A 23,656-nucleotide genomic window follows, 5' to 3' on the forward strand; every position below is an offset into this window, starting at 1 on the left:
AGGGGTACGCACTCCCCCCGCTGCGGGCCTTCGGCATGTGCGGCCCGCCACCCGCCTCCCCCACTGCCTGCCACCGGCCGCCGCATACGCACGTACGGGCGTCCCGCGCAGCCGCCTCAGAGCGGCCCCGGGCGCTGTGAACCGGCAAGGAAGAGCACCGAGTTGACGTAGCGCGGGCCGGCGCCCGCGGGCAGCACGCGGCGCAGCAGGCCCCGCCCCGCGACATGCGCGGTACGGGACTGGTGGGCCGCGAGGTCGAACTCCGCGAGCGGCAGCCAGCGCGCGCCGGGCAGTACCCAGCCGTGGTAGCCGAGTTCGTCGAGGAGGGCGAGGACGGGGGCGACCGGGTTGATGCGATGCTCCAGTTCGATGAAGAGGGCGGGGCGGTCGCGGGTGAGCAGGCGGCGCGCGCCGCGCAGGACGACGAGTTCGCCGCCGTCCACGTCGATCTTGATGAAGCCGACCTCGTGCAGGCCGAGTCCGTCCAGGGTCAGGCAGGTGACGTCGACGGCGCGGGCGTGCACCCGTCCGCGCACCAGGGAGGCGAGTCCGCGATCGCCGCGGTCGCCCGGCGGCAGCCACAGCCGGGCCGTGCCCGCCCGTTCGCCCGCCGCGGCCTGGTGCACCCGGACATGCGCCGGGGTCGTCGCCGCGAGCAGCCGCGCCAGATGCGGTACGGGCTCGACGGTGACCACCCGCCGGGCGGTGCGGGCCAGGCGGTGCGTCCAGGGGCCGTACCAGCCGCCGACGTCCACGGCGGTGCCGCAGTCGGCGGGGCACATCTCGGCGAGGCGGGCGAGTTCCGGCTCGAAGCGCGGATAGACCAGCCGGGCCGCGCGGGCGACCAGGGGGCCGGGCAGGTGCGGGGCGAGCCGCGCGGCGAGGGTCACGGGGCGATCCGCCGCAGCAGGCGCGCGTGCTCCTCGGCGCCGACCTGCTCACCGGCGGCGGGCAGCAGATGCGGCACCCCGTCCCGTACCGGATAGCGCCTGCGCAGCCGGGGGTTGTACAGGGCCTGTTCCGGTACGAGGGGGTCGGGGGCGCCGGGAGTGGGGGTCAGCAGGTGCAAGGGGCCCTTGTCGAGGGGGCAGGCGAGCAGGAGGAGCAGCGGGTCGTCCGAACTCAGCTGAGGGGGAGGGGAGTTGGACGGTTCGGGGGTGCGGGGAGTGGTGGTCATGGCTGCTCCTGGCGGGTGGGCGGGTGTGCTGCGGCGTGCTGCCCTAGGGCGGACGAAGTGCCGTGCTCCGGGCCCCAGTTGGTGGCGGACCGGGGCGGCGGCTGGCTCGCGCTGAGGGTGCGGGCCCGGGACAGGGGGCGTACGGCGGGCGAGGGGCCGTGCGGGAGTGGTGATTCGGGGCGCGGGGAGCCGTAACTCGGGCCCGTGGAAGGGGGCTTGGCGGGTGCCGTCGGATCCGGGCTGGGGTCGTGTGCGGGCAGGGCGAGGAGGACCAGGAGGGCGAGGAGCGAACCGCCGAGGCGCAGGGCGAGGGGGAGGGGCGCGGCGGGCAGTGCCTCGCCGAAGGCGAGGGTGCCGAGCACCGCGGTGAACACCGAGGTCACCATGGTGCACACCGGTACGAGCAGCGAGGCTCGGCAGCGCTGGAGCGCGGCCTGCGAGAGCACCAGACCGCAGCAGCCGGTGCACAGGAGCAGATACGGGTACGGGGTGGCGAGCAGCGCGAGCGCCGCGGGCACCGGGCGCCCGGCCAGTGCGGGGAGGTGGCCCGAGACGCCCTTGACAGCCAGCGAACTCACCCCGTAGAGCAGGCCGACGGCGACCCCGTAGGCGATACCGGTGGTGGGCAGCCGGTGGCGCCGGTGCGCGCGGCGTTCGGCGGCGGCGAAGAGCAGCAGTCCGGCGGCGAGCGCGGGCAGACTGACCAGGAGGACGAGGGCGGCGGGGGCCTCGCCGCCCGGCTGCTCGCCGCCCTCGCCGAGGGAGAGCACCACCATCAGCAGGGCGAGCAGGATGAGGCCGCTGGCGTACCGCTCCCGGCCGGAGGGCTGTTCGCCGAGCAGCACGGTGGACATCAGCAGCAGCAGGACGAGCCCGGAGACGAAGATGCCCTGGGCCGCGGCGATCGGCAGCGTCCGGTACACCACCAGCTGCGCCGCGAACCCGGCACCGAGGGCGAGCGCGCCGCAGAACCACAGCGGGCTGCCGAGCAGCAGCCAGGCGGGCCGGTTGGCGCACGCTCACGGCGGGCAGCCGGCCCAGCGCGCGCTTCTCCAGGACGAAGCCGGTGCTGTAGAGGGCGTTGGCAAGCAGGGCCGCGGCCACTCCCCACCACATGCCCTCAGGTCCTTCGGGCGTGCAGCAGCAGGAGGGAGGCGAGCGAGGGCCGCGCGCAGGCGAGCCGGTCCAGGGCGCGCAGCGGGCGCGGCACCCCGTGGAAGGGGGCGCCCGCCACCCGTACCACCTCGAAGCCGCGGGCCCGCACCAGCTCGGCGAGGGCGCGGGCGGTGGCGAGGCGCAGGTGGCCGACCACCTCCGAGCCCGGCCTGCCGTAGATGCCGCGCAGGCTGACCTCGGAGAACACCGGCTGGACGCCCGCGAGCAGCAGGGCGCGGTTGTACCAGGCCGCGAGATTCGGGGTGGAGAGCATCAGATGGCCGCCCGGGCGCAGCACCCGGCGCAGTTCGTCCAGGGCGCCGTCCGGGTCCACCAGGTGCTCGATCACCTCGCTGAAGAGCACCGCGTCCACGCTGCCGGAGGCGAACGGCAGCCCCCCGCCGCCGATGTCACCGCGGACCACGTACGGCAGCCGGCGGCGCGCGCGGCGCAGCGCGTCCTGCGACCAGTCGACGCCGATGATCCGGTGACCGGCGAGCAGCGGGGCGGCGACCCGGGCCGCGGTGCCGTCCCCGCAGCCGACGTCGAGCACGGTCGCGGCGCCCGCCGAGGCCGGACCGAGCGCGGCGGCCAGCATCCGCGCCTGCCGCAGGCTGCGGGCGTCACCGGAGGCGACGGGGACCGAGGGGTTCTCGTAGAAGTCGCGCAGTCCGGGCGGGCGGGGGCGCGGCTCGGTCCGTGCGGTGCTGCTCATCGCGGCTCCTGTTCGCTGCCCTCGGGCAGCAGTCGGTCTTCGGCTGCTTGAGTTGCTTCGGCTCCTTCAGCCGCTTCGGTTGCTTCGGCCGCTTTGGGTGTTTCGACTGCTTCGGCTGCTTCGGGTGGGGCTGCTCGGGGTCCGGCTGCCGTGGCTCCCGGCTCGCCGCCCCTGCTCTGCGGGGCCGGGCCGCCGGTGGCCGTGGCGTCGAGGAAGTGGGTGAAGCGGTCGAGCAGGGCGCGGCCGTCCTCGGGGCCGAGCAGCGAGGTGGACCAGCGCAGGGCGAGGTGGAGCCGTCCCGCGGTGGAGGCGGTGGTCACGGTCAGCCCGCGCGGCACCCGGGCCGGTGCCGAGAACCAGACCGCCCGGGCCGCCCCCGCCGGGCCGAAGTCGAGCGGGTACGGGACGCGGCCGATGTTGCTCAGCAGGCTCGTCGAGGTCCAGGGCCCGGCGGCCCGGCGCAGCGCCCGGGTCAGCGCGCCCCGCCAGGCAACCGGCGCACAGGGCGCGGCCACCAGGGCGGCCCCCCGGCCGAGCTGCGGGCGGTCCAGGGCCTTGAGCGCGCGGGTGCGGGCGGCGGTGTTCCGCAGCAGGGCGGCCAGGGCCTCGCCGCCGAGCGCCGCCGGTGGCAGTACCGCCGCCAACTCCGCTGCGGTGAAAGGCACTTCGACCAGCCGGGTGCCGTTCCCGAGCGGCATGTCCGGGCCGCGGTCGCGGTCGTCGACCGGCATCGTCAGGCGCAGCGGCCGGGGCCGGTCGCCCCGGGCGCGGTTCCACTCGGCGAGCGTCAGCGCGGTGGCCACGAGCAACTGGTCGTTGACGGTGTACGGGGCGCCGCGCGGTCGCCCGGGCACCGGCAGTGCGGCGAGGAGGAGGCCGTTGCCGGGCGCCGGGTCCGGCCTGCCGCGGCGGATGCGCGCGGGGCGGGCCCACGGGGACGGGGCGGGCGGCAGGGGGCCCGGCTCCGGGGCGCCCACGCGCGCGGGCGGTGCGGCGGGCGGGGGGTCCGCCGCGCCCCGGTAGATCTCGGCGGCGGTCGCAAGCACCCGCAGGCAGGCGGGCCCGTCCAGCGCGGTGTGGTGCACGGTGAGGACGAGGGCGGCCCCGGAGGGTGGAGGCGCGGGTCCGTCAACCCTCCTGCTCCGTACCGGACTTGCGGCATCGCGAAGGCCCGGGCCCGTCCGCTCCGGAGGCGCGATGCCCGGTCCGGTCTCCTCCGGAAGAGCGCCACCCGCCTCCGCCCCCGCCGGAAGCGCGCCGCCGGGTCCCGTCCCCTCCGGAAGCGCGGCACTTGCCCCCGCCGCCTCCGGAAGCACGCCGCCCTCCTCCCCGGCTTCTTCCCACGGCCCCTGTACGACCTCCAGGCGCACCGGTGGTGAGGCGTGCAGCGAGGGGGCGTCGGACAGGGACCGGGTGCGGGCGCGGTCCAGGGCTCCGGGTGCGGCGAGGGTGAACTCGACCGGGTCGACGTCGGGTTGGCCGGTCAGTTCCCAGTAGTGGCGGCGCCGGTACCAGGGGCCCGCTGCCTGGCGCATCAGGATCCGCGGGTGGCGGCGCAGGGCCTCGGCGAAGGCCGCGCGCAGCCGCTCCGGTTCCAGGCGGCCCGGCAGGTGCACCTCGATGTGCACGGTCTCCGGTTCGTCCGGGTCCAGGCAGTGGCGGGAGATCTCGTCGACGACGGGGAAGGGGATGCGGTCAACAGGACTCTGGCGGACGTGAGTTGATGATGCCGGGGCAGCCGGGGCAGCCGGGGCAGCCGGGGCAGCCGGGGCAGCCGGGACGGCTGGGGTATCTGGGACGGCCGGGACCACGGGGTCACCCGGCGGAGTGGGCGCCGAGGAGGCCCGGGCGCCGTCGGCTTCCGGTGACGGCGGGGCCGCCCGGTGCGGGGCGGTCATCGTGCCTCCCTGCTGTTGCTGTTGCCGTTGCCGTTGCCGTCCGCGTCCGGGCGGGGGTTGGGCCCCGGGTCCTCGCCCGAGGGGGCCGGGGCGGACGAGGGCCCGCGGGCCGAGAGGGTGGGGCCGGAGGCCTGGGCGTCCGGTGCGGGTCGGGGCGCCTTGCCGCCGGTGCGGCCCGGGTGGGCGCGGCGCCGGGGGCCCCGGCGGGGCAGCGGCGGTGCGGCGGGCAGCGGCCGGGTCCGGGCAGCCTCGGTTTCCTCCTCGCCCGCCGGGTCGCCGCCCGGTCCGGTGCGCGCCCCAGGTCCGGCCTCCGGCCCTGGCTCCGTACCGCCGAACGCGGATTCCCGGGAGCGGCTGGCCCCCACGAGTGCCGCGAACAGGGCGGTCAGGGCGAGGACTTGGGCCGCCGGGCTGAAGGCGCCCTGCTCCGCGCCCGGGGCCTCGCCCGCGTCGAGGGCGGCGAGCACTCCGGCCGCCGCCATCGCGGTCAGGGCCACGGGGGCGAGCAGGCCGGGGCGCCACCAGGCGAGCAGCAGCAGCGGCAGCAGGAGCAGGGCGAGCGGCCCCGCGATCACCACGGCGACCAGGGCGAGCGCCACCGTGCCGAGCAGCAGACCGGGAGCGGGCACCCAGGGCGCCCAACTGCCCGCGTCTGGCGCGGCTGTTCCCGTACCGGCGCCCGAACTGCCCAGGCTCGCGGTGGACGCTCCTCTGCGGCCCCCCGAACTACCCCTGCCCGGGCCGGGAGTTTCCGTAGCGCCCGCCGAACTACCCATGTCCGGCACATGAGTTTCCGTACCGCCCGCCGAATTACCCGTGCCCCGGCCGGGAGTTCCCGTACCGCCCGCCGAACTACCTCTGCCCGGACCGGCAGTTCCCGTACCGCCCCCCGAACTCCTGCCCCCCGAGGCGGCCTTCCCCGTACCGACTACCGAACTGCCGTCCGCAGCCCCCCGGTCGACCGCGTTCCGTCGCCACAGGGCAAGCCCCGCCAGCAGGAGCAGCCCGGCCGCCCCGCCGATGAGTCCGGCGCGGTACCAGGTGGACGGTTCGTAGCTGAGGTGGACGGTGCCGCCCGCTCCGGCGGGGATCAGCCAGGCCTGCTGCCAGCCGTCGAGGCGGAGCGGGGTGAGTTCCTTGCCGTCGAGGGTGGCCTTCCAGCCGTCGTTGGCGTTCTCGAAGGTGGTCAGGTACGAGGCCTGGCCCGCGCCGACGGTCAGGCTCCGGTCGTCGCCGGTGGCGTCCTGGACCCGTACGGTGCGCGGATCGCCTTCGGGGGCAGGGGAGTTGCCGCGGGTGAGGGTGATGTCGGCGAGGGCGAGCGGGCCCGCGCCGCCCGCCTGGACGAGGTGGGTGCCCGCGTCCAGGGCGAGCCGGGGGTCCGTCTTGCCCTTCTGGCACAGGGTGACCTCGACGGGCCGCCGCTCGGTCAGGTCCCGCACGGTGCCCTTCGCGGCGGTGGCGTGCAGGGTGCCGTCCACCGCGAGCGGGGGTCCCTGGCCGCAGGGCAGGGAGAAGGTGCGGGAGGCCTTGGGCTGCGGGGTGCGGTACTCCTCCAGGGCGGGGACGTAGACCTCGGTGAGGCCGACCGGGAGCTGGAGGTCGTCGTCGGCGACCGGGTTGTGCACGGTCAGGGGCGCGGTCGCGGTGATGGTGAGGTCGAGCCGGTCGGTGGTGAGGGGGGCGAAGCGGGCGACGCCGTTCTCGTCGACCCCGGCGACGGTCGCCCCGTCCGGGGAGCTGATCTCGACCTTCTCGGGCCGGGTCGACAGGCCCCCGGCGGCGGGCAGCACGATCTCGCCGACCGCCTTCTTGCCGGGCCAGCGCAGGTGGATGACCGGGCGGTCCCCGGCGATCCAGGCGGTGGTGAGGTCGCCGTCGGTGAGGTTGCGCGGGGAGACGCTGCCGATCCGGGAGGTGGAGTCGGCGGTGGCGACCAGGCGGCGGCGCTGGTCGGGGGCGACGGAGTAGAGGAGTTCGTCCAGGGCCTCGCCGGGGACGGGTACGGCCTGGGCGCGCACCGTCCGGGTGCCGCCCTCGCCGGTGGTGAAGGTGCGGCCGAGCGCGGACTCGCTGCCCGCGGGGGAGAGTCCGCCGGGGTCGGCGCTGCGGTGCAGGGAGACGACCTCGGTGTCCGCCGTGGAGCCGAGGGCGTCGGTCGGCAGCTTCAGTACGCGGGAGATCTGCACCCCGGGGAGCGCGATCTCGGAGAACCCGGCGCCGGTGAGGCCGCGGTGCGCGGACTCGGCGGCCAGGATGGTGATCTTGATCCAGCGGCTGGCGCCCGGCCGGGCGGCCACCTCCTGGGTGCTGCCGTCGGGCCGCAACTCGCTGGTGGCGGCGCCCTGTTCGGTCTCCACGCGGATCCTGGTCGGGGCCGAGCGGGTGCCCTCCTGGGGCAGCGGGGTCACCGGGAAGGCGGCCGGGACCCCGGTGCTCCCGGCGAAGTCGGCGCGCAGCCACTCGCCCTCGGGGGAGGCGGCGGAGCCCTCGGCCCAGGCGGTGTCCGGGTTGCCGTCGAAGGCGTGCACCGGGTCGTACTGCGGCAGATGGAAGAGCCAGTTGCCGCTGGAGGAGGCGGTGACGGACTCGGCGCCGCGGATCTCGGCCGTGGTCTGGTGGGCGCGCCCGGTCACCGGGAGGATCTGGTGCGGTCCGCGCCCCGGATCCTGCACCGCCTCGGGGGAGTTCTTCTCCTGCGGCGTGTAGGTGTACGAGGTGTTGGAGTTGACCAGGCCGAAGCGGGTGTCGGCGCGGCGCAGCCCGTCGCCCACGGCCTGCACCTCGGGCTTTGCCGTGCCGGGGTGCGCGTCCCCGGTGAGCACCGCGGGCCGCCCGCGCATGCCGGGGTCGGCGGAGAGCGGGAGCAGCGACTCTGGGCCGCCGGAGACCGCGGCGGTGGCGGAGACCGGCTTCAGGGCGGCGCGGCCGGGCTTCGGGGTGTCCTCGGGGGCGTAGATCTCCACGGCGCGCTGGCGCGGGTAGAGGCCCTCGATCTGCAGCGGGGTGTCGGCGGCGATGCGCCCGCCGGTGGTGACCGGGCCGAATCCGGTGACCCGGCGGTAGCCGGACTCCTCCAGGGTGCGTTTGACGGTGGTGGTGGGGACATGGCCGATCTGGTCCGGGTCGAGGTCGTTGCGTACGACCACGTAGTGCAGCCCGGCACGGTGCAAGTAGTCGCGCAGGCCCGGTACGTGACTGCCCGTCAGGAGGGCCTGCTCGACGGCGTCCAGGGCGCGGCGGTTGCCGGGGGTGCCGAAGGGGACGTAGTCGCGCTGGGCCCAGGGGGAGTCGGCGAGGACGTCGAGGGGCTGGTCGATGGTGGTGCCCCAGGTGTGGATGCCGTGCGCGGTGGCGGGGACCACCAGGGCGCGGGAGTCGGCGGAGTTGTCCTGGAGCCAGTCGGCGGTGGTGCGCCAGTAGGCGGGCAGTGCCTGGAAGGAACCGGGTTGCAGGATGCTGCCGTTGACGTAGGGCAGGGCGAGCCCGGGCAGCACGAGCAGGCCCGCGGCGAGCGGCAGCAGGCGGCGGCGGCCGGGGCGGCGCAGCGCGCGGGCCGGGGCCGTGGCCACCAGGTGGGTGAGGCCGAGGGCGAGCGCGAGGGCGAGGCCCGCCTGGAACTTGTAGATGTTGCGGAAGGGGACCAGGGCGCCGTTCAGCAGGTCCTGCACCTCGCCGTGGAAGGGGGCGCCGAGCGCGCCGCCGTATCCGGCGAGGGTGAGCAGGGCGACGCTCAGCACGGTCAGGACCAGCCAGCGGCGCTCGGGCAGGTCGCGGCGGGCGAGCCCGGCGAGGCCGAGGGCGGCGGCCAGCGCCGAGCAGAGCACGGTGAGCCAGGCGGAGACCACGGTCCAGCCCGCAGGCAGCCAGGACTCCCCGAAGTGCAGATAGGCGACCCAGTTCCCGGCGCCGCGCAGCGTCTCGGTGGCCGACATGGTGCCGGTGGTGGTCGCCGAAGTCTCCACGTACGGAAGGAAGTTCTCGCCGTGGATGCCGAGCAGCAGCAGCGGCACCACCCACCACAGGGTGGCGAGCAGCACCCCGGGGATCCACCAGGCGAGCAGCGCCCGGCGGCGCGGGCCCGCCGGGCGGGAGAGCAGATAGAGGCCGACCGGGAGCAGGCAGGCCAGGGTGGCGGCCGCGTTGACGCCGCCCATGCAGGGGATCACCAGGGCCGAGCGCAGCGCCGCCGCCCGTGCGGTGCGGCGGGTGTCGGTGAGCGGGAGCAGCACCCAGGGCAGGACCGCGCCGGGCAGCGCGGCGGCCGAGGTGGAGCCGACGACGATGGTGAACACCGGCCACAGCGCGAAGACGGCGGCGCCGAGCAGGCGGCTGCGCGGGTTCCCGGTGCCGAGGCGTTCGGCCAGGCGCAGCGCGCCCCAGAAGGCGGCCGTCACGATCAGCGAGAGCCACAGGCGTTCGGCCAGCCACACCGGCAGGTGCAGCAGCCGGGCGAGTCCGTGGAAGGGCAGCATCGGGAAGACGTAGCCGACGTACTGGTCGAGGATGCCGCCGAAGCCCGCGCGCTCGTGCCAGAGGTCGCCGAGGTCGGCGAGGAACTGCCAGGGGTCGGTGGTGACGCCGAGCTTGGTGTCGAAGGTCTGGCGGCCCGGCGAGACGGCGAGGAAGGCGGCGAGCACCACCGCCCAGAAGCCGAACAGCCAGCGCCGCGAACGGGGTCCGGGCCCGGGGTCCGGCGCGGGTGGCTCGGGGGCGGCGGTCGCCGGGGGAGGGGTCTGCACCGTGCTGGTCATGGGCACCGCCGGAGGACGAGGAGGAGGTTCCAGGTGGCGAATTCGCGCAGGCCGGGCACGCGGGTGACGGCCGAGGCGAGGAAGGGCCAGTAGCGGGAGCGCTGGACGAGGATCTCCACGTCGCCGCGGGCCCGCACCTGGCGCAGGGTCGGGCCGATGTGCACGGCGTGCAGGTTCTCGCCGAGGGTGTGCTTGGCCCGGCGGCCGGTGCGGCGCTGGTAGCGGGCCCGGGCGCGGTGGGCGCCGAGGTAGTGCCAGGGCGCCCACTCGTGACCGCCCCACGGGGAGAGCCAGTTGGTGAAGGAGAGGTAGATCAGTCCGCCGGGGCGGGTGACCCGCACCAGCTCGCTGAGGAAGGTCGCCGGGTCCTCGACGTGTTCCAGGACGTTGGAGGAGAAGCAGACGTCGGCGCGGCCCTCGGCGAGGGGGAGCAGATAGCCGTCGGCGAGCACCGCGCCGGGCACCGGGCGGGCGCCGAGCTCGGCCGCGTCGGGTTCGAAGAGGTAGGCCTCGGCCCCGCGTCGCCGGAACTCCCGGGTGAACCAGCCGCTGCCGCCGCCGACATCGACGACCAGGCGCCCGGCGAGCGGTCCCGCCCAGGCCTCGACCTGGTTGGCGGCGTCCCGGGCGAGCAGCGCGTAGCAGTGGTCCGGGTCGGTCTGCTCGCGCAGGAAGGCGCGGAAGAGCGCGGCCGAGCGGCGTAGCGAGGGGTCCTTCAACTGCCGTTCCACGGTACGGACTTGGGGGGACGGGGGTGGCTCGGGGGCGGCCGGCGGGTGGGCGTGGGCGGGGCCGCCGCGGTGGGTGCGGGAGGTGCCGCTCACGGCCTCACCCCCGTCCGGCCAGGGCGTAGGCCTCGGCGGCCACCGTCCGGAAGGCGCCCACGGTGCGGGACCAGCGGAACTGGGCCGCGTGCGCCCGGGCCGCCTCGCCCATCGCCCGGCGCCGCTCGGTGCTCAGCGCGAGCGTGCACCAGGCCGCGGCGAAGGCGCTCTCCTGGGTGGCGAGCAGCCCCGTGACCTGGTCGGCGACCGAGTCCCGCAGCCCCGGTACGTCGAAGGCGACCGCGGGGGTGCCCCGGATCGCCGCCTCGGTGACCACCAGGCCCCAGCCCTCCACCGCCGAGGGGTGCAGCAGCAGCCAGGCCGCCGAGAGCAGCCGGTGCTTGTGCGCCTCACCGATGTGGCCGGTGAACTCGACGCCGGGGCCCGCGAGTTGCTCAAGACGGGCGCGCTCGGGCCCGTCGCCGACGAGGACCAGGCGGCCCCCGGTGACGGGTCTGACCCGCTCCCACAGCCGCAGCAGCAGGTCGATGCGCTTGTACTCGACCAGGCGCCCCACCGCGAGGAAGAGCGGCTCGGCGGACCGCGGAGCGGCGGGCCCCGGGTCCGCGACGCCGTTGTGCACCACCCGGATCCGCTCGGCGGCCACCCCGAGGCCGAGCAGCGCCCGCCGGGTCGAGGGGGAGACGGCGACCGTCAGATTGCCGCGCTGCGCCCCGGCGAGCGCCCACTGCTCCAGGCGCCGCCCGAGCCTGCCCGCGGGGGCGAGGGCGCCGCCGAAGCGCATCTCCCAGAGGTCGGTGTGCACGTGGTTGACCAGGCAGAGGGTGGGGCCGCGGTGCCAGAGCGGGGTCAGATAGGGCATGCCGTTGCAGACCTCGACGAGCAGATCGCACTCGCCGACCTCGCGGGCGAAGGCCCCCGGGGCGCGCAGGAAGTGGCCGAGCCCGCCGCCCGCCGGGACCACCCGGTAGGGGCGCGCCTCGGCGGGGCCCCCGCAGACCAGGGTGACCTCGTGGCCGAGCCGGGTCAGCCCGGTGGCGAGCCGGTCGACGAGCAGTTCCGAGCCGCCCGCCGCCGGGTTGCCGAGGCCGCGGTGGGCGAGGAAGACGATGCGGCGGGGCACGGCCGGGGGCGGCGCGGGCAGGGCGCGGGTGGCCGCCGGGGCGGCGGTGCGCGGGGCGGGCGCGGGCAGGTGCTGGGTCATCGGTGCAGCAACTCCGTCTCGGGGTCCGGGTCCGGGGCCGACTCGTACGCGGGCGAAGCGCGGGTCGTGGTGCGGGCGGGGCGAAGGGTGCGGGGCGTGCGCGGTGCTGGGGCCTTACGGGGCCGACTCCCCCGCGAGGTGCGGTGGTTGAGAGCTGCGGGGCCGAACTGCCTTCTGCGGTACGGGTGGTGAGTCCGCCGGAGGCGCGAGGGGAACAGGTGCGCGGTTCGGGGCGGAAGCACAGTTTTCGCGGAGCGCTGCCGGGCGGCTACTCACCGGGATGACAACTTCGCCGGTTTCGCGGGCCCTTATTGCTCACCGGCCGCAGTGGTACGGGCCGGGGGACCCGGTGGTGGACGGCCGCCACCGGGTCCGCCTCAGCGTCCGGCGGGCGCGGCGTGCCGGGCGGTGTCCGGCAGCGGCGCCGCCTGCCCGCCGCGGCGGATCCGGCCGCCGCGGACCAGGAGCACCGCCCCGGCCAGGAAGAGCACCGCGCCCGCCGGGAGGGCGACGAGCGGGACGGTGCGCCCGAGCAGCCGCAGCCGGTCGGTGTCGTCCCGGGCGAGCGCGACCTGGGCCCGCTGGGTGGCCGGGGTGAAGGCCAGCTTGCGGCTGTCGAGCAGGACCATCGCGTCCTTCTTGCCGCCGGGGGCGCGCAGCGTCTTGCGGGGCCCGATCGCCGCGTACAGGATCCGGCCGGTCTCCTGGTCGGCGACGAGTTCGACGCCGTGGTTGGCGTACCACTCCTCGGCGAGGACCTGGGAGCTCTTCGGGCGTCCGACCAGGCGGCCGGGGACCAGCCGGGTGCCGGTCTGCGCGGCCTCCACCCGGCCGGTGAAGAGCAGGCCCTGGTAGCCCTGGACCGCCCGGGCGCCGCTGTACTTGAGGACCACGGTGCCGCCGAGGGTGCTGTCCCACCAGCGGTAGGAGCGCTTCTCCACCCCGAAGGGGAACTTCAGATAGGCCTCGCCCTCGAAGCGCGGCTTCTCCTGGCAGCAGTGCACCGGGCGGTTGGTCTTCCGGTCGGTGACCCAGCGCTCGGTCGTCCACTGGAGCGAGTCGTGCGGATCGGCCGCGGGCAGCGTGTCCGCGGTGTCCACCGAGGTGGAGACGTCCCAGACCGCGCGCCCGCTGCGGTCGCCGTCGGCGACGTCGCCGCGGACCTGGCGGGTCACGGTCAGCGGCTCGTCCTCGACCAGCCTCACCTTCGAGGTGTCGAAGTAGCTGCCGCTGCCCTCGAAGACCGTGGTCACGTCCACGTCCAGCGGGGTCCGCCGGGCCTGGGGCTCCACGTACCAGGCGAGCAGCGGGGCCAGGACGAGGAGGAAGGTGCCGGTGCCGAGGAGGAGGAGCGAGAGCGGGGAACGGCGGGCGGGTCTGCGGCGCATCCGGGCACTCCAGGGGTTCGAGCCGGCTCGGGGCGAGCGCGGCGGAGGACGGTGGAGCGGGGGTGGCGGGAAAAGTAAACAAAGTGTTGACCAAATGTCAACAAAGTGGGAAGAATGCGATTCCACCGGACGAGGCCGCTGCGTCGGACGCCAACGGCAGCCGGGTGCAAGGCAGTACGGACCGCGGGCCCGCCGGGCCGACGAAGCCCCGGCGGCCGCGGTCCCGACACAGAAGCTGGAGCGCCGCCATGAACCGCTACCTCGCCGCCGCCTGTGCCGTCCTCCTCGGAGCGGGCCTCGCCGTGGGCACCGCCTTCGGCGCCGTCGCCCTCCTCGGCAAGACGCCCGAGCAGCCCAACACCCCGCTCATCAGCTACGAGACGCCCCGCCAGGAGCGCTGAGCCGTGACCACGACGAGCAGACCGGTGCTGCCGCCGGGGTCCGTCTGGGGCGATGTCTCGGCCGAGCGGGTCGGGCAGTTCGTGATGCACGCCCTCGCCGAGGCCCCCGCCCTGGCCGAGGAGATCCTCGGGGCGATCCGCGCGAGCTATCCCCAGTTCCACTTCGAGCCGGACGAGTCGGGGGAGCCCAAGGCGCTCACCGCGATCCGCCGGGCCATCGAACTCTTCGTGCAGCAACTGCTCACCGACAAGCGGGCACCGCGCGCCGACCCGGAGCTCTTCCAGGAGTTCGGCCGCGCCGAGGGCCTCGGCGGGCGCAGCCTGGACTCCCTGCAGGCCCTCTACCGGCTCGGCGTACGGCTGGCCTGGCGCCGCCTCTGCGACATCGGCCAGCGGGTGGAGATCCCGCCGCAGGCCATGTACGACCTCGCCGACGCCTGCTACGAGTACCTGGACCGCCTCGTCGAGCAGTCGGTCCGCGGCTACGCGGAGGCCGCCGCCCAGCGGGCCGGTGAACGGCGGCGCCAGCAGGCCCGGTTGATGGAGCTGCTGCTCGCCCCGCAGCACCGCGACGACCCGCGCGAGGCCCTCGCCGAACGCGCCGCCCGGATCGGCTGGCAGCTGCCCCAGACCGTCGCCGTCGGCATCCTGGTCCGGCCCGCGCTCGGCGCCGTCGCCCCCGCCCTCGGCTCCGACGTCCTGCTCGACATGGAGTGCGAACGCCCCCGCTTCGTGGTGCCCGACCCCGAACTCCGCGGCCGGGGCGAGCTGCTGCGCCGCGCCCTGGCCGGCTGGTCCGGGGCGCTGGGCCCGCCGGTGGCCACCCCGTCCGCCGCCAAGTCGCTGCACTGGGCCGAGACCGCGCTCGGCCTCGCCGGTCAAGGGCTGCTGCCGGGCGACGAGTTGCTGCACTGCACCGAGCACACCGAGGCCCTGGTGCTGCTCCAACCGGACGCCCTGGTCGAGGAGTTGTCCCGGCGCTGCCTGGCACCGCTCGGGCACCACGGCCGGGCCCACGCGGGCCGCCTGGCCCAGACCCTGCTCGCCTGGCTGGAGACCCGCGGCGGGGCGCCGGAGATCGCCGCGCGGATCGGGGTGCACCCGCAGACCGTTCGCTACCGGATGCGCCAGATACGGGAGTTGTGGGGCGCCGAACTCGACGACCCCGACCGGCGGTTCGAACTCGAACTGGTGCTGCGGGCGATGCGGCTGCGCGGCGCGCTCCCGGCCGCCCGGGGGCGCGGCGCCCCCTGAGCGGCACGGCGGCACGGACGGGCGAAGGGGGCCGCGCGGGAGGCGGCCGGCGGTTCCCACCCGGGCCCTCAGCGGTGCGGACATGGCATCGCGCTCTCCTTCGTGGACCCGGGGCCCGGCGGGCGGTCCCCGGGCGTGCGGCTCAGGCTGCCGCCGGGCCCGGAGGGGGGAGAGTGCTGCCGAAGAGCGGTCCGGGCGGCCTCGTCCAGGGGCCCGGGGCGCCTTCCGGCCCGGCGTCGGCGGCCGTGCGGTGCCGTACAAGGATGGGGAGCGGCCGGGGGACGGGGCTTGTCAGCGGAGCAAGAAATACCGGGTGCCGTTTGTCATCCGCGTGACAGATCAGGACGCACGGGTCCCGGCCGCCCCTCGCACCGGCTCAGCCCACCCGCCGCAGCGCCTGCGGGGTGAGGTCCGCGAGGGTGGGATAGCCGTCCACCGCCATCAGCAGGTCGGCCTCGGCGAGCAGCGAGCGCAGCACGTGCACCAGGCCCTCGGTGCCGCCGAGGGCGAGACCGTAGGCGCAGGGGCGGCCGATGCCCACGGCGGTGGCGCCCAGCGCGAGGGCCTTGACCGCGTCGCTGCCGCTGCGGACACCGGAGTCGAAGAGCACCGGGGTCTCGCCCGCGGCCTCCACCACCCCGGGCAGCATGTCCAGGGCGGGCAGCCCGCCGTTGGCCTGGCGGCCGCCGTGGTTGGAGCAGTAGACGCCGTCGACACCGAGGTCCTTGGCGCGGCGGACGTCCTCGGGGTGGCCGAGTCCCTTCACGATCAGCGGCAGCGCGGTCAGCGAGCGCAGCCAGGGGATGTCCTCCCAGGTCAGCGGGTTGCCGAAGATCTGCGTCCAGCGCAGGACCGCGGCGCCCGGGTCCTCCTCGGGGGTGCGGTCGAGGAGGCCGCGGAAGACCGGGTCGCCGAAGTAGTTGGCGAGGCAGTGGCCGCGCAGCTGGGGGAAGTTGGCGGTGGCCAGGTCGCGCGGGCGCCAGCCGGTGACCCAGGTGTCGAGGGTGACCACGATGCCGCGGTATCCGGCCAGTTCGGCCCGGCGGACCAGATTCTCCGCGAGGTCCTTGTCGGTGGGCGTGTACAGCTGGAAGAAGCCCGGGGTCTCCTCGAACTCGGCGGCCACCGCCTCCAGCGGGTCCACCGACAGCGTGGAGGCGACCATCGGCACCCCGGTCAGCTCCGCCGCCCGCGCGGCCGCCAGATCGCCGTGGCCGTCCTGCGCGCACAGGCCGAGCACCCCGATCGGCGCCATGAACAGCGGGGAGCGCAGCCGCATCCCGAACAGGTCGACGGACAGGTCGCGTCGGGCCGCCCCGACGAACATCCGCGGCACCAGACCCCAGCGCGTGAAGGCCGCCGCGTTGGCGCGCTGGGTGTGCTCGTCCCCGGCGCCGCCCGCCACGTACGACCAGACCGAGGGCGGCAGCGCTGCCCGGGCGGCGGACTCCAGCTCCTCGTGGGTGAACGGGTACTTCGGCACCAGGCCGCCGAGTCCGTTCAGATAGATCTCCTGCTGGTAGTCGCCGAACTGGCTCATCTACTCGCCTCCACCGCTTGCCGGTTCTCGCCGTTCCCGCCGGTCGTGCGCCGACGTCCGTACCGGGGCGCCCGTACGGACGCGCGCCCTCCTGGATCAAGGATGCGAGACCCGGGCCGCCGCCGGGCGGTTCGCACGAGATCCGCCCCGAAAGGTTTCTTCTGTGGCCGGAGCAGTGCCCCGCTCCGGCATGCCGCGGCCCCGGCCCCCGCACGGGGAACCGGGGCGGCGGGCGCCTGCGGCCGGGTCAGAGCACCAGGCCGTAGTCCTTGCACTCGGGCTTGAAGTCCGGGACGTCCGGGCCGAGTTCGTTCAGCACGTTCTGCAGCGTCGGGCTGTCGTTGAACAGCCCGATGTGCGAGGCCGGGTCGTCCGGGCACTGGTCCTGGAGGGTGATGTTCTCCACCCCCGCACCCTGGAGGAAGGCGTTCTTGTACGGGGTGACCACCCAGTCCTTGGTGGTGGCGACGACGACATAGCGCACCCCGGGCACGGTGTCGCCGTCGGCGAACAGCTCCCGCTGGAAGTCGGAGCCGGCGATCTGGTCCTTGACGCCCTGGGTGCCGGCGAAGTCGAAGAGGCCGTTGACGAAGCCGAGCAGGTGCAGCTTCTCGGCGAGGGTGGTGAGGCCGCTGAGCGTGGTGCCGTGGTTGCTCGGGGCCAGGCCGATGTTGACGTCGACCTTGTCGGCGCCGCCGAGGCGCTTGAGGTAGTAGTTGGCGACCAGACCGCCCTGCGAGTGGCCGACCACGTCGACCTCCTCGGCGCCGGTGGCCTTCAGGACCTTGTCCACGAAGGCCTTCATCTGCTCGCCGGAGCTCGCGACGCTCTTCAGGCCGCCGACCCGGTTCAGCGAGAGCAGCGGGTGCATGCCGTAGTTGAAGGTGAAGACGCAGTAGCCCGCGTTGGCCAGCATCGGGGAGAGGGCGACCCAGTTGGCGCCGGAGTTGAAGAAGGTGCCGTGCACCAGGACCACCGGCTTGCGGTGCTCCCCGCTCGGCTTGCAGTTCCAGTCGTTGGCGCCGGCGACCTTGTCGGGGCTGAGGGCGTAGTTCTTCAGCGCGGTCCCGACGCCCCCGACGGGGTAGGTCTCGCGGTCCTCGGTGGCCTGGGCGGTACCGGCGGTCAGGGCGCAGGTCACGGCGAGGGCCGCGCCGGCTGCCGCCAGGCGGGCCCCGAGCGGGGTGAAGCGGCTCATGGACGGTCCTTCGGTCGCGGACTCCGCCAGCGGGCGGACCGTCGTGGACGTCCCGCACGACGCGCACCCCCGTTGGCGCTCGGTTGACGCTCAGCATGAGCGAGGACGGGGCGGAGCGCTTTGTAGCGGCGACCAGAGTTTCGGGCCCCCGTTGTGACGCGTCACCAAAGCCCGCGCCCGGCCCCTACCGCCGGATCCGGGTGCTCCTTCCGGGGGCCGCCGGCCGAGGGCAGGGGGGTGGCCGGCGGTCCCCTTCCGTGCGGGTCCGTCAGTCCCGCCCGGTGTCCGTCCAGTTCAGGCGCGTTCGGGGGCGCGCGGAAGTGTGCGTGCGCCATGCGGTCCGGGTGCGGCGTTCACACGGGGCGTGCACCGGCCCCGGCCCTCGCCCCCGGGAAGCGCCACGTACCGGTAAAGAGCCCTTTGCGCGCCCATGACCTGCGCTTTTCCCGGACCCCGTGCAGCGCAACAGATCAGGCGGGCCGGGCGGCCGAGGGGTCAGGCTGCTGGAAGCCGACCCCGGAGGTGGACATGCGCCCCCTCGCGCACCGTGCGCTCGCGGCCCTGCTGGCGCCGCTGCTCGTCCTGCTCGCCTCGGCCTGCGGGAACCAGGGCCGCGCCGCACCCCGGCCGCGCTCCGCCCCCGGCCGCGAGTTCCGGCACCCGGGCGCGCTGGTGAGCGGGGAGCAACTCGACGCCGTACGCCGCCATGTGGAGCACGGCGAGCAGCCCTGGCTCGGCGCCTTCCTCGCGATGCGCGACAGCCGCTACGGCGACCTCGGCCACCGGCCCCGCCCCTACGCGACGGTGGCCTGCCCGCCGGACACCCGCCCCGGCCGCGGCTGCGTCGAGGAGCGCGAGGACGCGATCGCCGCCTATACGCAGGCGCTGCTCTGGTACGTCACCGGGGAGCGCGCGCACGCCGCCGCGGCCGCCCGGATCATGGACGCCTGGTCGGCGAAGGTCCGGCGGCACACCGAGGGCAACGCCGGACTCCAGGCCGCCTGGGCGGGCGCCACCTGGGCCCGCGCGGGCGAGGTGCTGCGCACCCCGGGCTCCGGCTGGCCGCGGGCCTCGGTCCGCCGGTTCGGCGCCATGCTGCGCGGCGCCTACCGGCCCGCGGTCACGGCCGGCGCCGCCGACTTCAACGGCAACTGGGACCTGGCGATGACCGACGCGGCCCTCTCCATCGCCGTCTTCCTCGACGACCACGCCGGGTTCCGGCGCGCCCTGGACCGCTTCCGGGCCCGGGTCCCCGCCTACTTCTATCTGCGCTCCGACGGGCCGCTGCCGCGGACCCCGCCCGGCAGCCGGGTCCGCGGCGCCGACGCGATCCGTACGTACTGGTTCGGGCAGCGGGTCTTCCGGGACGGCCTAGCCCAGGAGAGCTGCCGCAACTTCCAGCACGCCGGGTACGCGCTCGCCGCCACCGCGCACATCGCCGAGACCGCCTGGCACCAGGGCGTCGACCTCTACGGCCCGTACCGGGAGCGGCTGCGCGCCGCCGTCGAGTTCCACGCGCGCTACCAGAACGGCGCCCGGGCCCCGGCCTGGCTCTGCGGCGGAAAGGTCCGGCGCACCCTGGGCCCCGATCTGGAGGTCCTGGTCAACCACCTGGAGAACCGGCTCCAGCTGAAGCTGCCCCAGGCCGACCGCCTCCTGCGCCGCACCAGGCCCGCCGGGACCGACGACCTCTTCGTGGCCTGGGAGACCCTGACCCAGGCCGGAAATCCGGCGGGCTGACGGGCCCGGGCGGCCCCGGCGGGAAAATGGTGCGAGGCACCCCCGCGGATGGCGTAGACTTCATTTCACCGACGCGGGGTGGAGCAGCTCGGTAGCTCGCTGGGCTCATAACCCAGAGGTCGCAGGTTCAAATCCTGTCCCCGCTACTCAAGGCCGGAGGCCGGAATCCCTGATCGGGTTCCGGCCTCCGGTGTTTCACTTCTCTCCTCTTCCCCTGCCGCCCGTCCGCGGGCGTGCCGTACGTGCCGTGCGGTCCTCACCCGCACGGGTCCGCCCGGTCGACCGCGCGGGCCGCAGGGGAAAGGCTGAGCAGGAGTGCCGTCCGAATCCATGGGAGTCCAGTGGTGGGGAGCCGAGGCGAGCCCGGCGGGGCGCACCGCCCCGCACGCCCGGAGGCGGCGGGGGCCGTGCCGGAGGAGGCCGCGCTGTCGCTGCACGGGGCGAACGCCGACCCCTCGCTGCGCCCGCAGCGCCGCTCGCTGTCCCGGACCTTCTTCCTCGTCCTGCCGGTGCTCCTGATCGTCTTCGGCATCTACTACGACGCGGCCACCCCCGCCCTCTACACGGCCCTGCCGATGTTCACCGCGGCCCCGCTGCTCGCCGCGCCCGTCTACACCACCCGCGGGGTCGCGCTCACCGGCGCCTTCGCCACCCTCGCGGTCTTCCTGCTGCGCGTCCAGGACGCGGACCTCGACGAGGTCGAGGGCACCACCGAGGCGATCACCGTGGTCACGGTCTCCTTCCTCGCGCTGCTGATGAACGGGGTGGTGCGCCGCAGCGGGGACCAGCTCGCCTCCGCCCGCGAGATCGCCGAGGCCGCCCAGCGCGCCGTGCTGCCCGAACCGCCCGACCGCTTCGCCGGTCTGCAGATCGCGGTGCGCTACGAGGCGGCGCAGGCCGGGGCGTTCATCGGCGGCGACCTCTACACCGTGCAGGACACCCCGTATGGGATCCGCATGATCGTCGGCGATGTGCGGGGCAAGGGGATGGGCGCGGTCTCCACCGTCGCCGTGCTCATCGGCACCTTCCGGGAGGCGGCCGAGCAGGAGGTGACCCTGGAGGCGGTGGCCCGGCGGCTGGACCACGCGCTCGCCCGGGAGGCCGGACTGCGGCGCGGCACCGAGGACTTCGAGGCCTTCACCACCGCGGTGCTCGCCGAGGTGGTGCACGAGGGCCGGACCGTGCGGCTGCTCAACCGCGGGCACCCGGGGCCGCTGCTGCTCGACGCCGAGGGCGGCCTGCGGGTGCTCTCGGCGAGCCGGGCCGCGCTGCCCCTCGGCCTCGCCGAGCTGAGCACCGAACCGGACCGCACGGACGAGGCGGAGTTCCCGCTCGGCGCCACCCTCCTCTTCCACACCGACGGACTCTCCGAGGCCCGGGACGCCGAGGGGGTCTTCTACGATCCGGTGGCCCGCCTGCGGGGCCGGGTCTTCCCGGCGCCGAGCGCCCTGCTGACCCTGCTCGTGGAGGAGGTCAGGGCGCACACCGGCGGCGGGGCGCGGGACGACATGGCGCTGCTCGCGGTGCGCCGTCCGGCCGCGGGCAACGGGACGGCGAACGGGCAGGGCGGAACGGGCACCTCCGAAGGCTGAGCGGGCCGCCGGGACCGCTCCGAGGGTCACGGTAGGTGAGCGTCCGACGCCCCTGGGATAACAATTGACGCACCGTCAGCATTGCGGGGATGTGAGGAAGACGGCTCCGTGGGGGTCAACTCGCCCCGCTGCGGCCCCCGATGTCCCTATCGTCCCGCCCGGAACGGGTCAAGGATCACCGGGAAACCTTGGAATACCGGGCCCGGGTCTATTAACGTTCGATAACGCAGCGCGGTCGTCACAGCCGTCACACGCGACGGCTCCGCGCGCACGCGCCTAATCCCGCAAGGGAGCCGGGGAACCACTTCTTGGGGTGAATCGGCCGCCTCTTCTTCGAGAGGCGGCGGTAGGAGACCTTCCTGCTCCGAACCCGTCAGCTAACCCGGTAGGCGAGAAGGAAGGAAAGGAGTACGCCTCCGTGGCGTCCAACGGCCCCGCTACACGCGTCACTTATGTGCCCGGTGACGAAGAGTCCTCCTTCGGGCAGCCCTTCGGAGAACCTCTCGAAGAGCCCCTCGGAGAGTGGAATCCCACGGCGGAGTCGGTCCGCCCGGTGCGCGGCAGACACCGCGTCATCAAGCAGCGCGGCGGCCTCGCCCGCAGCTCCACCGTGCTCGGCGTCGGCGTCATCGCCGCGGTCGGCGCCGGGGGCATGGCGACCGCCCAGGGCGGCAAGCCGCCGGTCCGCATCTCCGTACCCGATGTCTCCGCCGTCACCGCCTCGCTGCCCGAGGCCAAGTCCCTGCCGGGCGTCGGCGACCTGGTCGCGGGCTCCGGCGAGGACTCCGCCGCCGAGGCCGCGGCCCCGCTGAGCGCCGCCGGGCAGAGCGCCTCCGAGGACGCCGGGGAGTCGCTGCGCAGCCGGATCCTCCAGCAGGCCGAGCAGCAGCAGGCCGCCGCCGACACCGCCGCGCAGAGGACCGCCGAGGAGGCCGCCACCGAGCGGGCCGCCGAGGAGGCCGCCGAACTGCGCGAGAAGGCCGAGAAGAAGGCCGCCGCGGCGAAGAAGAAGGCCCAGGAGGAGGCCCGGCGCAAGGCCGAGGAGGAGCGCCTGGCCAAGCTCGCCAAGATGTTCTCGCTGCCCACCTCCTCGTACACCCTCACCTCGCACTTCGGCGACGCCGGTTCCATGTGGTCCTCCGGCCACCACACCGGCCTCGACTTCGCCGCCCCGACCGGCACCCCGCTGAAGGCCGTCCACACCGGCACCGTCAAGTCCGCGGGCTGGTCCGGAGCCTACGGCTACCGCACGGTCCTGGAGCTGGAGGACGGCACCGAGGTCTGGTACTGCCACCAGTCCTCGATGAGCGTCAGCGCGGGCCAGAAGGTCAGCACCGGCGAGGTCATCGGCCGCGTCGGCGCCACCGGCAACGTCACCGGGCCCCACCTGCACATGGAGGTCCACACCCCGGACGGCACGGGCATCGACCCGCTGTCCTGGCTCCAGTCCAAGGGCATCAACCCCTGAGACCCGGGAATCCTTGAGGCCCCGGAACTTCTGAGGCCCGGGAACTCCTGAGGCGGAACTCCTGCGGCCCGGCCACGCTGAGACCTGATACCGGTCCCGGCCCCGGCCGACCGCAGGACCGACCCCTTCCCGCAGCGGCATCCGCGGTGCGACAGCGCCGCCGGGTGCCGCTTCCGGTTGCGGCGGCCGGGTTTCGGCTCCACCGGCCGGGCGGGTACTACGGTGGGCGGTCCGGCCCGCGCCACACGGCCCGCCGTCCGGCGTGCGGCCCCGCACGCGCACACTGGTCGCGTACCCATGAACCACCGGCGCACACCGGCCACTTGCCCCGCAGGCGGCCCGGCGCCCGTACCCGGGAAGAGGTCACGGCTCCCATGTCCGCACCGCTCACCCTCGGCAACTCCGGTATCGAGGTCTCCCCGCTCGCCCTCGGCGGCAATGTCTTCGGCTGGACCGCCGACGAGAAGCAGTCCTTCGCGGTCCTCGACGCCTATGCCGCGGGCGGCGGCACCTTCGTCGACACCGCCGACTCCTACTCGGCCTGGGTCGAGGGCCACCGGGGCGGCGAGTCCGAGACCGTCCTCGGCGACTGGCTCGCCTCCCGCGGCAACCGCGAGGACCTGGTCATCGCCACCAAGGCGGCCCGCCACCCCGAGCACCTGGGCCTCGCCGCCGGGACGCTGCGCGCCGCCGCCGAGGCCTCGCTGCGCCGCCTGCGCATCGAGCGGATCGACCTCTTCTACACGCACTTCGACGACCCCGACGTACCGGTCGAGGAGATCATCAGCACTCTGGACGAGCTGGTACGGGCGGGCAAGGTCCGCGCGGTCGCCGCCTCCAACATCAGCCCCGAACGCCTTCAGGAGTCCCTGGACTTCTCCGACCGCGCGGGCATGGCCCGGTACGTCGCCCTCCAGGCCCACTACAGCCTGGTCTCCCGGGACACCTACGAGGGCGGGCTGCAGAGCGTGGCCGAACGCGGCGGCCTCACCACCATCCCGTACTTCGGGCTCGCCGCGGGCTTCCTCACCGGCAAGTACCGGCCGGGGCGGCAGGTCGACAGCGCCCGCGCCGGCGGAGCCGCCAAGCACCTGGAGACCGAGCGGGGCCGGCGGGTGCTCGCCGAACTCGACAAGGTCGCCGAGGCGCACGGCGCCGAGATCGCCTCGGTCGCCCTGGCCTGGCTCGCCGCCCGCCCGACCGTGGGCCCGCTGCTCGCCAGCGCCCGCGTCCCCGAGCAGCTCCCGGCCCTCTTCGCGGCCACCGGTCTCCGGCTGACCGAGGAGGAGTTGGCGGGGCTGACCGCGGCCTCGGACTGAGCGGAACCGGGGCGGGAGGGAGACCGGCACCGGGCCGGGACCCCTCCCGGGCCGGTCCCGCTACCGTC

16 protein-coding genes, 1 tRNA gene, 1 pseudogene and 1 riboswitch are annotated in these 23,656 nt (G+C 75.2%); of the genes and pseudogenes, 7 read left to right on the plus strand and 11 right to left on the minus strand.

Annotated elements, in window-relative coordinates; all coding sequences use genetic code 11:
• Positions 1-116: 116 nt before the first annotated feature.
• The 9 genes and pseudogenes from MID12_RS17350 to MID12_RS17390 all read right to left on the minus strand — a co-directional run bounded on the left by MID12_RS17350 (position 117) and on the right by MID12_RS17390 (position 13,076).
• On the minus strand, positions 117-890 hold the full coding sequence (locus MID12_RS17350) for an FkbM family methyltransferase (RefSeq protein WP_263168414.1): 774 nt from the start codon (positions 888-890) through the stop codon (positions 117-119).
• Complete coding sequence (locus tag MID12_RS17355; protein WP_040257529.1) at positions 887-1,126, minus strand: Trm112 family protein; 240 nt, start codon at positions 1,124-1,126, stop codon at positions 887-889. The genes MID12_RS17350 and MID12_RS17355 overlap by 4 nt, the downstream gene beginning before the upstream one ends.
• 266 nt (positions 1,127-1,392) lie before the next feature.
• Positions 1,393-2,281 (minus strand): annotated as a pseudogene (locus tag MID12_RS17360) (hypothetical protein); the annotation flags it as partial.
• Between the two features lie 16 nt (positions 2,282-2,297).
• Entirely contained in the window at positions 2,298-3,047 is a 750-nt protein-coding gene (locus tag MID12_RS17365) for a class I SAM-dependent methyltransferase (RefSeq protein WP_040251854.1), read from the minus strand.
• Positions 3,044-4,945, minus strand: a complete 1,902-nt coding sequence (locus MID12_RS17370; RefSeq protein WP_263168417.1) for a condensation protein — start codon at positions 4,943-4,945, stop codon at positions 3,044-3,046. The genes MID12_RS17365 and MID12_RS17370 overlap by 4 nt, the downstream gene beginning before the upstream one ends.
• Positions 4,942-9,699, minus strand: a complete 4,758-nt coding sequence (locus tag MID12_RS17375) for a DUF3367 domain-containing protein (protein WP_263168419.1) — start codon at positions 9,697-9,699, stop codon at positions 4,942-4,944. Before MID12_RS17375 ends, MID12_RS17370 begins: the two co-directional genes overlap by 4 nt.
• Positions 9,696-10,418, minus strand: coding sequence for a class I SAM-dependent methyltransferase (locus MID12_RS17380; protein ID WP_040257535.1), 723 nt, complete (start codon positions 10,416-10,418; stop codon positions 9,696-9,698). Before MID12_RS17380 ends, MID12_RS17375 begins: the two co-directional genes overlap by 4 nt.
• Positions 10,419-10,527: 109 nt before the next feature.
• Positions 10,528-11,688 carry a glycosyltransferase family 4 protein gene (locus MID12_RS17385; protein ID WP_040251856.1) on the minus strand — a complete coding sequence of 387 codons (1,161 nt, stop codon included), beginning with the start codon at positions 11,686-11,688 and terminating at the stop codon, positions 10,528-10,530.
• Between the two features lie 377 nt (positions 11,689-12,065).
• Positions 12,066-13,076, minus strand: a complete 1,011-nt coding sequence (locus MID12_RS17390; protein ID WP_263168421.1) for a DUF3068 domain-containing protein — start codon at positions 13,074-13,076, stop codon at positions 12,066-12,068.
• 248 nt (positions 13,077-13,324) lie between these two features.
• On the opposite strand from MID12_RS17390, the gene MID12_RS17395 reads away from it, so the two are divergent.
• Both MID12_RS17395 and MID12_RS17400 read left to right on the plus strand, forming a co-directional pair.
• Entirely contained in the window at positions 13,325-13,477 is a 153-nt protein-coding gene (locus MID12_RS17395) for a hypothetical protein (protein WP_163011120.1), read from the plus strand.
• Between the two features lie 3 nt (positions 13,478-13,480).
• The gene (locus MID12_RS17400; protein WP_052482419.1) at positions 13,481-14,731 is read left to right on the plus strand and encodes a PucR family transcriptional regulator; all 1,251 of its coding nucleotides are present in this window, start codon (positions 13,481-13,483) and stop codon (positions 14,729-14,731) included.
• A gap of 376 nt (positions 14,732-15,107) precedes the next feature.
• Here the strand turns inward: MID12_RS17400 and MID12_RS17405 are convergent, their stop codons facing one another.
• Complete coding sequence (locus MID12_RS17405; RefSeq protein ID WP_040251867.1) at positions 15,108-16,271, minus strand: alpha-hydroxy-acid oxidizing protein; 1,164 nt, start codon at positions 16,269-16,271, stop codon at positions 15,108-15,110.
• A gap of 247 nt (positions 16,272-16,518) precedes the next feature.
• Positions 16,519-17,469 (minus strand): esterase/lipase family protein, encoded by a 951-nt coding sequence (locus MID12_RS17410; protein ID WP_040251870.1) that lies wholly within the window; start codon positions 17,467-17,469, stop codon positions 16,519-16,521.
• Between the two features lie 528 nt (positions 17,470-17,997).
• Here MID12_RS17410 and MID12_RS17415 point away from each other — a divergent pair.
• From MID12_RS17415 to MID12_RS17435, 5 genes are all read left to right on the plus strand, one after another.
• Entirely contained in the window at positions 17,998-19,209 is a 1,212-nt protein-coding gene (locus tag MID12_RS17415) for an alginate lyase family protein (RefSeq protein WP_263168425.1), read from the plus strand.
• 72 nt (positions 19,210-19,281) lie between these two features.
• A tRNA-Met gene (locus MID12_RS17420) sits at positions 19,282-19,355 on the plus strand.
• Between the two features lie 198 nt (positions 19,356-19,553).
• Positions 19,554-20,801: a PP2C family protein-serine/threonine phosphatase gene (locus tag MID12_RS17425; protein ID WP_411576966.1), complete on the plus strand. Its 1,248-nt coding sequence runs from the start codon at positions 19,554-19,556 to the stop codon at positions 20,799-20,801.
• A 263-nt stretch (positions 20,802-21,064) separates the two neighbouring features.
• A riboswitch (cyclic di-AMP (ydaO/yuaA leader) is annotated at positions 21,065-21,208 on the plus strand.
• Between the two features lie 11 nt (positions 21,209-21,219).
• Positions 21,220-22,269 (plus strand): M23 family metallopeptidase, encoded by a 1,050-nt coding sequence (locus MID12_RS17430; RefSeq protein WP_263168427.1) that lies wholly within the window; start codon positions 21,220-21,222, stop codon positions 22,267-22,269.
• A 374-nt stretch (positions 22,270-22,643) separates the two neighbouring features.
• The gene (locus MID12_RS17435) at positions 22,644-23,588 is read left to right on the plus strand and encodes an aldo/keto reductase (protein WP_263168429.1); all 945 of its coding nucleotides are present in this window, start codon (positions 22,644-22,646) and stop codon (positions 23,586-23,588) included.
• Positions 23,589-23,656 lie beyond the last annotated feature (68 nt).

This window comes from Streptomyces sp. SCSIO ZS0520 (genome assembly GCF_025643355.1).
GTDB classification, from domain to species: Bacteria; Actinomycetota; Actinomycetes; order Streptomycetales; family Streptomycetaceae; genus Streptomyces; species Streptomyces physcomitrii.